This is a genomic window from Spirosoma pulveris (assembly GCF_054781875.1).
The window spans coordinates 1-12,226 of sequence record NZ_BAAGTO010000030.1 but is presented as its reverse complement, the minus strand read 5'-3'; the positions used below and the strand labels follow the sequence as shown (position 1 = coordinate 12,226).

Annotated in this window: 7 protein-coding genes; 3 read left to right on the top strand and 4 right to left on the bottom strand. The window is 51.7% G+C overall.

The features are described from left to right. Positions 1 to 767: 767 nt before the first annotated feature. On the top strand, positions 768 to 1,838 hold the full coding sequence (locus ACYVJM_RS31515) for a PDDEXK nuclease domain-containing protein (RefSeq protein ID WP_461152098.1): 1,071 nt from the start codon (positions 768 to 770) through the stop codon (positions 1,836 to 1,838). A 150-nt stretch (positions 1,839 to 1,988) separates the two neighbouring features. Here ACYVJM_RS31515 and ACYVJM_RS31510 read toward each other — a convergent pair whose 3' ends face one another. Beyond that, positions 1,989 to 5,912 carry a response regulator gene (locus ACYVJM_RS31510; RefSeq protein ID WP_461152097.1) on the bottom strand — a complete coding sequence of 1,308 codons (3,924 nt, stop codon included), beginning with the start codon at positions 5,910 to 5,912 and terminating at the stop codon, positions 1,989 to 1,991. A 457-nt stretch (positions 5,913 to 6,369) separates the two neighbouring features. Here ACYVJM_RS31510 and ACYVJM_RS31505 point away from each other — a divergent pair, with 457 nt between their 5' ends. Beyond that, on the top strand, positions 6,370 to 6,684 hold the full coding sequence (locus ACYVJM_RS31505; protein ID WP_461152096.1) for a hypothetical protein: 315 nt from the start codon (positions 6,370 to 6,372) through the stop codon (positions 6,682 to 6,684). 917 nt (positions 6,685 to 7,601) lie between these two features. Next, positions 7,602 to 8,015, top strand: a complete 414-nt coding sequence (locus tag ACYVJM_RS31500) for a response regulator (protein ID WP_461152095.1) — start codon at positions 7,602 to 7,604, stop codon at positions 8,013 to 8,015. A gap of 239 nt (positions 8,016 to 8,254) precedes the next feature. On the opposite strand, the gene ACYVJM_RS31495 is transcribed toward ACYVJM_RS31500, so the two are convergent. From ACYVJM_RS31495 to ACYVJM_RS31485, 3 genes are all read right to left on the bottom strand, one after another. Next, complete coding sequence (locus ACYVJM_RS31495) at positions 8,255 to 8,473, bottom strand: hypothetical protein (protein WP_461152094.1); 219 nt, start codon at positions 8,471 to 8,473, stop codon at positions 8,255 to 8,257. A 337-nt stretch (positions 8,474 to 8,810) separates the two neighbouring features. Next, entirely contained in the window at positions 8,811 to 9,215 is a 405-nt protein-coding gene (locus tag ACYVJM_RS31490; RefSeq protein WP_461152093.1) for a response regulator, read from the bottom strand. A gap of 910 nt (positions 9,216 to 10,125) precedes the next feature. Beyond that, positions 10,126 to 11,940 (bottom strand): GAF domain-containing sensor histidine kinase, encoded by a 1,815-nt coding sequence (locus tag ACYVJM_RS31485; RefSeq protein WP_461152092.1) that lies wholly within the window; start codon positions 11,938 to 11,940, stop codon positions 10,126 to 10,128. Positions 11,941 to 12,226 lie beyond the last annotated feature (286 nt).

Genomic DNA, 12,226 nt, shown 5'->3' with positions numbered 1-12,226 from the left:
CAAAAAATCAAGCAGCTAACGATGGCCCAACGGCGGAAAAGTCATATTTTTCAGCGAGTTCAAAGTGCTTAAAAGTATCTCTTCTCTTTTCACCCGCATCTGTCCACTTTCATTTGACGACATACAGTAGCTGGCCCTGGCTATCAACTTCTGATTAGCTAGGTTCAGCTTACGTGATGACACAAGAACTTAATTTGACAAAAGGAGAAGTAAAGGGCTTGCCTGCTTAGGCGAGTCCTTTTTTGTGCGGGTGGTCCACCCGGGTTATATGGGATGAGTCATTTCGAGGTATCCTCATTTCTGATCGGATTGAGCTATACTTCGGATAGAAAGTAAAAATGGTTTCACTGGCGATTATAACGAATAGTCCCTAAGTCCTTTACAAAAAATCTGGCCATTCCCTACCTAAGTGACTCAAACCCGATGTGGTCGTTGTGCAATAGAATGAATGAACAGTAGCTTTTACTTTCTGCCGACAAGCCAATCTTGCTAATGCGACAACGTAACAAATAACGCCCAATTTATGAAGCACATGTATGAAAGTTTTTTCGTCTAGTTGTAAAGAATTCAGTGAGATGTTGAGTTTTAAATAACGTTTCAGTAAAAGACATACTTAATTAATCGATTAATACCTGGTCTCATACGGCTTGGCTAGTCCGTCAATGAGTCAGCATACCGTTAGGCTTGCAGCCAAAATTAACCCATCATAACTGCATCATAGCGCTTTTACTGGTATCTTCGATCTTGATCAATCCGTATTGACGTTGATGCCTCTATCCAATAGCCAACCAACTGGCTACATCCAACTGCTGGATAAACTTAAACGTGAAATCCGAACCACTCAGTTACGTGCCACTTTCGCAGCCAATGCCGAACTACTGGCTCTTTACTGGCGCATCGGAACCATCATCCTTGAGCAGGAAAAGCTACAGGGGTGGGGGCAGAAAGTAGTCGACCGGTTGGTGGCTGATCTGAAGGCGGAATTCCCGGCCATGAAGGGCATGTCGCCCCGCAACTTGCGTTACATGAAGGCCTTCGCGGCCGCTTATCCGGACCATCAGTTTGGCGGAGAGTCAATTTTGCAGGCGACGCCTGCAAAATTGACCTGGTACCATCATACCACCCTGTTGGACAAAGTAAAGAATCTGGATGAACGCCTGTTTTACATGCAGGCAACGGTCGAAAATGGCTGGTCACGGGATGTAATGGTTCAGCAGATTGAGTCGAACTATAAACAACGCACTGGCCAAGCGATCTCCAACTTTGAGCGAACCCTACCCGAACCCCTATCAGATCTGGCCCGGCAGTCGCTGAAAAACCCCTACCTGTTCGACTTTTTGAGTTTAACCGAGAAGTACAAGGAGCGGGACCTGGAAGAGGGCCTGGTCAATCACCTGATTCAGTTCATGCTCGAGTTGGGCAAAGGCTTTGCCTTTGTCGGGCGGCAGTATCCCCTTGAGGTGTCCGGGCGCGAATTCATCCTGGATCTGTTGTTCTATCACCTTAAGCTACATTCCTATCTAGTAATTGAGCTGAAGGTAGTCGAGTTTGAGCCCGAGTTTGTGGGCAAGTTAAACTTCTATCTCTCGGCTGTAGATGATCAACTACGAAGCGAGTTTGATAACCCCAGTATCGGCCTGCTGATCTGCCGTCGTCATGACCAGCTGATGGCCGAATACGCCCTGCGGGACATGAACAAGCCAATCGGCATCACTGAGTACCGGTTGATGGAGTCCCTACCAACCGACTTGCAAAGCACCTTACCGTCCATTGAGGAGATTGAGGAACGGTTACGTCAAGAAGATGATTCCACAGAAGCAGACGATACAATCAGATGACGTTGTATAGTGAAACAGTCGTATAGATGAATAACTCTTCGTCTCACTAATGAGCGAATTGTGAGACAGTAATTTTTTAAATGCTGTCAAACGCCTGTCCGTAACCTAGGGTTTTAGCTCCCCTTTACCATCGGTTCTCGAAAGCCGTCCTTATGCTGATAAAGTAGCCTGACGGATCGCTTCCAGTACCCGTTCACATTCCGATTCAACATCCGCTTTCAGCTTACTGACGGCTTCCCCCTGAGTCGTTTCCAATTGCTCAAGCCGTTGGGCCAGCCGGGCCAGCGTGGGCATATCCCCACTTAAAGCCGTTCCGCGCAATTGGTGCCCCAGTGCTTTCCAATCGGCCAGGGTTGGCGGACCAGCGTCTTGGCGAAGCGCCAGGATGGAGGTGGTTAACTCCTGGCTCGCAGCCGCCAGTAAAGCTTGAATCAGCACCGCATCGCCCCCGGCCAGCAACTGAATCGTTCGCAGGTTAAAGTGGGTTTCGGGGGCCGTTTCCGGTGCTAGGTCAGTACCCGGCTGTTCCAACTCATCGTCATTGAAAAAGGGCCGCAATGAAGCTTCGACAATGGGTTTAGTTACAAAATCATCCATGCCGGCCGCCAGGCATTTCTCCCGTTCCCCTTTTACCGTCCCGGCGGTTAAGGCAATGATGCGCACCGGGGCCGAGGGGGCCAGTTCACGAATTTTCCGGGTGGCTTCATAGCCATTCATTTCCGGCATCTGAATATCCATCAGGATCAGATCAGGGGCTTGCTGCTGATACAGCTCGACGGCCTCCAGCCCATTGACGGCTTCCAGAATGTGCGCCTGGGGAGCCAGTTGGCTGATAATCACCCGGGCCAGTAATTGATTGATGGGGTTATCTTCCGCAATCAGTACCTTGATGGGCGCACCCACACGCGCCGCCGGGATGGGTACCGGCGCATCCTGTTGACCGGCACTCGACGGGCGGTTTTCCGGGCGGCCAATCCGGCCCAGCGCCGTGTAGAGATCGTCCAGTTTGAGGGGTTTAACCAATCGCTGGTGGATGCCCAGACGGGCACTGGCCTTCTCGATCCGTTCATCCTCCGCGGAACTGTGGAGCAGCAAAATAACCGGCTCCACCGGGGAGGACGAGAAATTAGCCCGTATCTTCTCGATCGTCTCCAGCCCGTCCAGATGCGGCATGTGGTAGTCCATCACAATAACATCAAAGCCCCGAGGCTGGGTGGCCAGTACCTCAAGCGCTTCAAAGCCATTCCGGGCCTCTTCCACGGCAATCTGTTTCAGCCTAAATAGCTGTTTTAAAATCAGCCGGTTGTTCTCGTTGTCATCGACGACCAGCACCCGGTTGATCCAACTCAAATCCCCCCAGTCGAGGGCCTCCCCGGCTTCGGTCTTCAGTGAAAGGGTGAACGAAAAGCAGCTGCCCACCCCGGGTTCACTGCTCAGCTCGAGCTGACTGCCCATTAACCCCAGCAGCTTGTTGGCGATCGTCAGCCCAAGTCCGGTGCCGCCGAATCGCTTGGTCGTCGAGGGGTCCTCCTGAGAGAAGGCCTGAAAGATTTTCTGCTGCATGTCGGGGTGAATGCCCAGGCCCGTATCCCGAACCTCAAAGGTGAACAGGCCCTCGGTCGCCGAGGGGTCGTTCACAGTGGTCACTTTCAATTCAATCTCACCCCGGAGGGTAAACTTGACCGCATTGCCCAGTAGATTCACCAGAATCTGCTTCAGGCGGACCGAGTCAGCCTGAATAAACCGGGGAACCGTAGCCGCTATATTCAGAAGAACTTCCAGCCCTTTGCGTTGCGCCTGATAGGTGATGATTTCCGTGGCCTGGCTGGCCAGTTCATAGATATCCACCCGCTCGAGGGACAATTCCAGTTTCCCCGCTTCGATCTTGGAAAAATCAAGGATGTCATTCAGGGTCGTTAGCAAGACATTGGCCGATTGGTTCACGATGGCTAAATACTGATGCTGGGTCGGAGTGAGGGTTGTCTTTAGGACCAGATCGGTAAAGCCAATCACCCCGTTCAACGGGGTTCGGATCTCATGGCTCATGTTGGCCAGAAACTCCGATTTAGCCTGACTGGCCTGTTCGGCCGCCCGTTTGGCTTTTTTGAGCTCATCCCGCTGTAAACAGATTTCGGTGATATCCTGGGTGAACATCATGATGCCCCCAATGGAGCCGTCAAACTGGTACCAGGGGCGTACTTCCCACCGGATGTGTTGATCCTGCCTCCAGCCGGGGGGGCGCCATACATCTTCTTCTTTCTTTTCAACGGCGCCTTCGATGCAGCGGGCATGAATGGCTTTCCAGGAATCCGGCAAGGTAGGAAAAACCTCGTAATGGCTCCGCCCAATGACCGGACCGCTGAGCTGGTAGTCTTCCAGCCAGCGGTTGCTGGCCGCCAGGTAGGTCATTGTCCGGTCAAACATGGCCACGGCGGCGGGTGCATGGTCGACAAAGGCAGCCAGTCTCAATTTTTCGGTGAGCAGGGCCTGCTCCCCCCTTTTTTTCTCATCAATATCCTGAAATGTCCCGTACAGCCGCACGCACCGGCCCTGCTCAAATTCGGGAATGCCCAGCGCCCTTACCCAAAGCGTTCGACCCCGAGCCGTCACGATTTGCAGTTCCAAATCATAGGTCTGACCCTGCTCCACGGCCCGCCCGACAGCATCACGTATCAGGATCTCATCGTTCCCCTTAAAAAAGGGGATTGCCGTCTCCAAACTTGGTACAAATTGCTCGTCCACCTCGTGAATGGATCGGGTTACGGCTGACCAGTGAAGGGTTTGCTGAGGCACATTGACTTCCCAAAACCCGATGCGCGCCACTTCGTTGGTTTGCGCCAGCATTTGCTGGGTCCGTTTTAATTCGCCTTCCAAGCGGTGCCGCACCGTGATATCGATGGCGTTACCCAGAATGTAGGGGTGTTCATCCAGATCTTTCTCTAGGACATTGTTGAACAGCCAGATTCGCCGGGAGCCATCCTTATGCCGGGTGTGCAGCAGGCCGCTGGCCCGGCCCCGGGTCTGAATGCGTTGTAAATAAGTCGCCAATTCCGCCTGCTGGTCGTCGGGCACCAGCTGGCTTAGCCGCTGGCCGATTAGCTCCTCAGGCTGATAGCCCAAGGCCTCCGCCCCGGCCAGGTTGACCGATACGATCGTGCCCGCCAGGTCATGGAGACACAAAAAGCCCTGGGAGTTTTCAAAGAAGGTCCGGAATTTAGCTTCCGAATGGTTCAGCTTGAGCTGCTGCTGCTGCTGGTTGGTAATATCACGCGCAATCGCAAATAAATAGCCGGTGGCTGGCTCCGGGCTGGCTACCCACTGCAGATACCGATAGGTGTGGTCGGCGCATCGAAACCGATGAACAAAATTGATCGTCATTTGGCCCTCGGCCAGGGCGGCAATTTCGCATCGGGTATGGCTCACGTCATCGGGATGAACCAGATCAAAAAAGGAATGGGCCAGCAACTGGCGTTCATCCCAACCCAGTACCTGTTGAAAGGCCGGATTTATTTTCTTGAAATACCCATCTACCCCGGCGACACAGATCAGATCGTTCGACAGGTCGAAGAGTTGTTTTATGTGCATGAGCTCCTGGTGTTGGCGTTGCTGAACAATCAGCTCCAGCGCCGTTTGCGCCAGCACACCCAGGGCCAGTTGCTGAGTCGGAGTGAGTTTTCGGGGTACCTGGTCCATGACACACATGGTACCAATGGCAAACCCATTGGGGTCAGTCAGGGGATAACCCGCGTAGAAGCGGATCGACGGATTGGCCGTGACCAGTGGACTCTCGCAAAACCGGCTGTCCAGGGTCGTATCTTCAATTTGTGTCAACCCCTGCTCCAAAATGGTATAGCGGCAAAAGGCAGTATCACGCCTGGTTTCCTGCAGGTCAAGACCGGTTTTGGCCTTAAACCACAGCCGGTCCTCATCGACCAGCGTCAGCAGGGCAATGGGGGTCTCACACAACAGGGAAGCCAGCTGGGTCAGCCGGTCAAATTCTTTCTGCGGTGAGGTATCCAGAATCGTATAGCTCTGCAAGGCCTTCAGCCGTTCAAGCTCATTCACTAGTTTCATACAAGTGCCGGTCGGTTTCTTGGAAAGTAAATTTCTAATTTATGTGTCAGAATATGCACAAAAAACTAATTGAATAGTTAAATAATATATTTTTTAATTACTAATTCGGGTTACTTGTCAGTTGGTGGTATTAGTCCGCCACGCAACTTGGGCTGCTAGTACGTATAAATGAAGCATAGCCTGCCTAGTATATGCGATGTCTCAGACTTATTTATGGGTAGAGTACATGATCGGATAAATTAGCCAGTCTTTCCGTCTACTTTTAGAGTGCAAGAGGCCTTGGCAGAAAGCCTCACTTAAAATTAAAAACCGTTCAATCGCTGAGGGTTATTACTTACATAATATAAAATAAGTACTTAAATTAATTTATAGGTTCACCTGAATAACTGTTTATATATTAACTTTGATCTAAGTTAACCATATGTAATTTGGCACTTAACCATTTAACTACTAATTTATGTTTCTTAACTTTATAACCATAGAACGGGACGGTGTTAAGAAAAACTACTCATGGTGGGTGGGTTCGGTAGAAGCCGCTTTTGACGTGCTCAACTCCCTGGTGGCTAAAGGGCGGGTCGTTATTCAAGCAGACTTGCTTGAGGAGCAGAACCGCCTTCGGCTGGATATGGACGCCTTTGAGGGCGAAAGCTTCCGTCACCCTATGCAACAACTCCAACGGCAGTGGCAAGCCCTGTTGAGCGTACCCATAGGCGATTTCCAGGGCGGCTTAACTGAAGTCACGCTGACCAGCTCTACGCCTTCAGAAACCTAATGAGTGCACCGCCCGTGGGTGACTCAGTGAAGTAAATCCGTCCAGGACTGGACAGCAACTTTATCAGGCAGTCGGCTGTAAACCCTAGACGGCTGATCCGTTTACATCCGCGGACCGGTCTAACTGAGACCAGTGGTGAGGTGGTTTATTAAAAAGGGTGTTCTATACTGTGACTAAGCTAACCGCCGTACGCTGACTTTTGGGTAGGCCCAACGTAGTCAATACCCGCTGAACTCCCCATCATCTCGCCCGCCAGACGTTCCGACCACTACTGAAGGTATTCACTCCGTTAGGCTTTTCAGGTGTTTGGAGGCCCTGATAAGCTGCTGTAACAGGTATCGCTTAGGCGGCAGGAAGCAGTTATTGGTTAGCCACTCGTTGGCTGTCCAATCAGTACAGTCAACGATCAAAGCCAGGCTTAGGTCCGTAGCGTTCAGAAGTGCAGCCAGTCTAGACGATGAAGACTCTAACACGTCTGCTTAAGGTTGCCCTTAAGCAGACGTCCTGAGTAGGCCATTCCCCGTTTTTTGATAGCCTGCCCCAGCTTACTTACTGATCCCCCAGCAAGTGAACCAATGTCGCTAGTCGAACATGGATGTGGCCTGAACTGGACTCGCCAACGAGGTAAACGTCTGTGGCTTTTCACTATCTCTTCCTGGACAAACTAGCGGATACCGATGAGTCTTGAGCAGTCATGTCTAAACCAAATTACCCTATCTTTTTGAAAGCCAACCGACTGGCCGTGCACCGCTTCAGCCCGACAGGGTACAGGCCACTCTAAGGGCGGGTCAACTAAGGAAAGGATGCTTCAGGGGCAGTTGAAGGTGATCAGACGCAGTCGGTCGCCCGTCAACGCTGCATGGACGAACTCTATTTTTCTCATTAGCCCCGACAAGTAAGTGACCCGGGTAACAACCATGCGTCCTTACTACATGAAGAGTAAGCCTACCAGCCAGGTGCTCCTGGTGGATGATGATCCAGATTATACATTTCTAGTAGAGACGGTTTTTAACTTCGCCCGTTTCGACACCCATATTCAGCCGATCCACCAGGGAGAAGAGCTACTGGCCTGGCTAGGGGCACATCCAGTGCCTAATCTGATTCTGTTGGACCTGCGTATGCCCACGCTGAGTGGATTTGATTTGTTGACCCTGTTGAGAAAAGATGACGCCTTCAAGGAGGTGCCCATTGTCATTTTGACGATCTCATCGGATCATGCGGACAGGCAGAAATGCTATGCACTGGGCGCAACGGATTATATTATCAAGCCCAGGAGTTTCGAGTCCTTGCAGGAACAGATGCACCGATTAAGCCATTATTGGCTCAACTAGGACTCGGGGCATTCGGTTAATGAACCAGTCAACGATCACAAGCTCTACAGAAAGCCTGGAAACGGGCTAGTTTGCCTTTGAAATAGGGAAAGAAAAGGGGGGAAAGGAGTGTAGCGCCCCGGCGGCCTCCGTAACACGACCTGATAAGTTTAGAGTATTCCCGGGACATGTCAGGGAGTGACGTTTACTGAACTGAGCTGGCTGCTTCAAGCGGGTAAGGGGCGGCTAGCTAACCCTTACTAGCCGATAACCACGTACTCATTCCAGCACTTTCGGCATCGGTAGGCTTTGGTCGCCCTAAACCGGGAGACGAAACGAGCCAGCCTGGAACGGGTAATCCGTTCCTGATCATTCTGGCCACATGTAGGGCATTTGATCGAAAAGGAAACGTGCCGATACAAATAGGTCAATGCTGCTCCCATAACCAATCCGGCAATCGAGTAAAAAACAAGTTCCATCAAATTTGGAAAGCTAAGCTAAGTCCATAACTGCCCAATAGGACTAGTAGACAATTGGGCTGGCTGATGGTAATTCGATTCGGTTGGTAACCAAAGAAAAGAAGTTCACGGCAATTAGGTGCCTTTTAAGTAGGTTGAGCCGCTTTGTCGTATACGACCAATGGCCGTTCCGCCGTCGCATACGACAAAGCGGTGCGGTTAGACAGGATACCCCTACTTTCGTTAACTTTAAAGGTTGGCGAGCAGGGTTCTCTAAGCAATGTAGACCTCAACCTACCTGCTTGATAGGAAAAAAGACTCGTATTCTCTTGATAGCCAGGGCATCGTTCCGTTGTGCTTAGGCTAAAGCCCACTGCTGACTCAGTGACTGAGCGATCAGGCGGAGATGGTGCTGGCCTACCGGTTTAATCAAGTAGCCATTGGCACCCAGGCCCAGCGCCTGCTGCCGATCGTTGGGATCAGTGGAGGTGGTAAGCATAATAATGGGCAGCTGAGCATAGCGGGGCAGGCGACGTAGCTGGGCCAGCAGCTCAAATCCATTGAGGCGGGGCATGTTGATGTCGAGGAGAACAAGTTTGGGTAAGTCCACACAAGCCCCTAATTGAGCCAACAGGTCAGTGCTATCTTGAATGAGACGGATCTCGATGGCTGGCCTTTCGTGGGCGAAGGCGGATTGAATAAACAACAGATCGTCTTCGTCGTCATCGACTGCCCACACTGGGGCATCAGACAAGAGGGTCATGGCGAATAAGTATAAGTACGGGATGAGCAAAGGTAACAAAAATGAGCGAAAAAGTGAAACATCTCCTACATATAGACCGGGATATAAGTGTAAGTAGTTACTTGTGAAAGAGTTAGCATTCCTCTATACCGGTGTGCAAGTACTGGGTAAGTTCGTTGTCCCTTTGAATGAAACAGGGAACAACTTACATAAAGTACTTAGCTTAAGTTCCTGCTCGAAGCCAGAGCGATGGCTGGCTTTGAGGGCCGATTGATCCTGCTTTCCTGTTTGGTTGCCAGTCCGGCTTAGTTTAATAAGCACTGAGGGTCCTCATCAAATAAGGTCATCCTATCAGCGTCTTGTTCCAGTCGGCTCGATGGCGTGGCAGCTGCTTGCCTACCAGCTATACCCTATCGTGAATCAGAACAGGGCTTATTTTTCACATTAAGACGCCAAAGATCATTTTTTTTAACTATTAGCTCAAGAGGTATACAATCGAGACCGTCTTGTGTGTACCGATGCTATGGTTCGTGACCAGGAATAAGCTTGCTCCTTAACAGGTGTAAAGAGGCTTTTGTCTTAGCCACACCGTACCTGACGAACGAATAAAAAGCGTTTAAACTTCTTCAATCGGTATGTATAGAGAGTGGTAGGTAGCGTTGCTTAAGGAGTAGGCCATCGGGGCTTTTTGTTACCGGTAACATCCAATGATTTTACCGGTAACAAAAAACCCCGATCTAGCACGAAGCCATCCAGGGCGTGGCAACTTACGTTTTTATGTGTAGCCGTTTATTGGAACGCCTATCCGACCAAACGGGTGTTTTGTCTTACCTAGGGGAGCCTTTTAGGAGAATAGGCTTTTTGGCCACATAGTGCTTTAAAAAATAGCTCCCCAACCAAACGACACAGGAACACGGACGTTCGCAGGGTGCTATACCGGAAGGTAAATGCTAAAGGTGGCTCCCTGACCGGGTTGGCTGCGGGCCGTAATGGCGCCCCCATGATTGGTGACTACTTTCTCACAGATGGCCAACCCTATCCCCGTTCCCCCATACTCACCCTTCCCGTGTAAGCGCTGGAACACCTGAAAAATCCGGCCGAGGTACTTCTCCTCGAAACCAATCCCGTTATCGGCTACATCAATCCGGTGATAAGCAATGCTGCTCCGGCCCACTCGGACGCCCTCGGGCAGCTGATCACTCGACACCAAGCCAGCCTGAACTCCAATCCGGGGAACGACTCTAGGCTGACGAAACTTCAGCGAATTGGCCAAAAGGTTCTGAAAAAGTTGCTCCAGTTGCGAGCTATCCCCCGGCACGGTGGGTAAGGGATCAACCTGCACCTGAGCCCCCGTTTCCTGCAGCGTCAGCTCCAGAGTTGACAAGACCTGCCCGACCACCTCCCCCAGGGAAACCAACCGGTTGGGTTCTCGCCGAGTGGAAAGCCGCGAGAAGTCCAACAGGTCTTTGATCAGGGTCGACATGCGCTGAGCCGCCGATTGCATTCGTTCGACATAAACCCGCTCGTTGCCCACCGAGTCGGCGTAGTGAGTGGTCAACAGGTCCCCGAACTGACGAATCTTGCGCAGGGGCTCCTGCAAGTCGTGCGAAGCGACGTAGGCAAACTGCTGGAGATTTTCGTTGGAGCGCTTGAGCAGCAGGTTGGCTTCTTTCAGCTCGTCATTGATGCTGGCGTACTCCTGGTTGCTGGCGGCCAGGCCTTTATTGGCGATGGCCAGCTCCTGGGTTCGTTGGTCGACCAGTTGCTCCAGGTCAGCCGCCAGCCTTCGATAGCGATCCTCACTGTCGGCCAGCGCCCGCTGAGCCAGTAACTGCTGAGTGATTTCCAAACTAAAATCAACAATACTCACCGTGCCATCAGGCTCCTCGACGGGCTCAAAACTGGCATAGAAATAAGCGGTTTCGTCCTGGTCGTTGCGGCGTAGGGTGATGGGAATTTGCGGCGCTTCAAAGCGTTGGCGCGTCTGGCGAACCCGATCAAAGATCTCTTTGAGTCCTTGTTGAGCCAATTCGGGCAGCGCTTCCAGCAGGGGCTTTCCCTGAATCTGGTCAAGGGTTCGTCCCGCCATCTGAGCAATGCGGTCATTGGCCCATTCGAACACATGGTCGTCCCCCCGCAGCAGCCCCAGACCAATCGGGGCATGATTGAATATGGTCTCCAGACGAGCCTGACTGGTCTTCAAGGCTTCGTTTTCGAGTTGATACCGCCCTTCACGTTCCTGCAAGATGCGCGTTTTTTGGCGTAACTCGAGCAGCCGCATCACTTGCCGGGAAAGCATTTGCAGGCTGGCTAGTTGATCGTCGGTTAGTTGGCGGGTTTGCTCATCCAGCACGCAGAGTGACCCCAGGGCAAACCCCTGGGCATCGACCAGGGGCACCCCCGCGTAAAAGACGATATGGGGATCCCCCTTCACCAGGGGGTTATCGGTAAAGCGTTGATCGGTCCGGGCATCGGTTACAATCAGGGGCTGCTGGGGGGTACGAATCGCGTGCGCGCAAAAGGAGTGCTCCCGTGGGGTTTGGCGGAGGGGGAGTCCTCGGTTGGCCTTAAACCACTGGCGGGTTTCATCCACCAGGCTAATAAGGGCAATGGGTGTCTGGCAGATTTGGGCTGCCAGTTGGGTGATGTCGTCATAATCAGCTTCAGGCAACGAGTCGAGGATGTCGTAGCTGGTTAAGGCAAGCAGTCGGTTGGTCTCCTCGGGGGCAAAAGGAGGTTCAGGCATCGATTCGCGGTTCATTAAACATACCCTATAAGGACTCAAAAGCTGGCAAATTGTTTCCTTTTTTAGCTGGGCAAGCCGGGCCTTAATTAGCTTACTCGGGTTGCTAAGCGCTTGTTGTCAGCATCAGCGGCTGACGAACTTTGCCTCAACTTGAGGAGGGTGGCTGTTGCACAACTCTACCTAGAGATTTAAGTAGCCTTTTCTGTATCTTGAGGTATGCAAGGCAGAAAAGACTATACCGATAAACAAGTCACTTGTTTTCAACTGTCCAACCGCGTCCCTAAGC

Coding starts and splice junctions, on each gene's coding strand:
- ACYVJM_RS31515 (WP_461152098.1), top strand. CDS start 768: ATGCCTCTATCCAATAGCCAACCAACTGGCTACATCCAACTGCTGGAT.
- ACYVJM_RS31510 (WP_461152097.1), bottom strand. CDS start 5,912: ATGAAACTAGTGAATGAGCTTGAACGGCTGAAGGCCTTGCAGAGCTAT.
- ACYVJM_RS31485 (WP_461152092.1), bottom strand. CDS start 11,940: ATGCCTGAACCTCCTTTTGCCCCCGAGGAGACCAACCGACTGCTTGCC.
- ACYVJM_RS31495 (WP_461152094.1), bottom strand. CDS start 8,473: ATGGAACTTGTTTTTTACTCGATTGCCGGATTGGTTATGGGAGCAGCA.
- ACYVJM_RS31505 (WP_461152096.1), top strand. CDS start 6,370: ATGTTTCTTAACTTTATAACCATAGAACGGGACGGTGTTAAGAAAAAC.
- ACYVJM_RS31500 (WP_461152095.1), top strand. CDS start 7,602: ATGCGTCCTTACTACATGAAGAGTAAGCCTACCAGCCAGGTGCTCCTG.
- ACYVJM_RS31490 (WP_461152093.1), bottom strand. CDS start 9,215: ATGACCCTCTTGTCTGATGCCCCAGTGTGGGCAGTCGATGACGACGAA.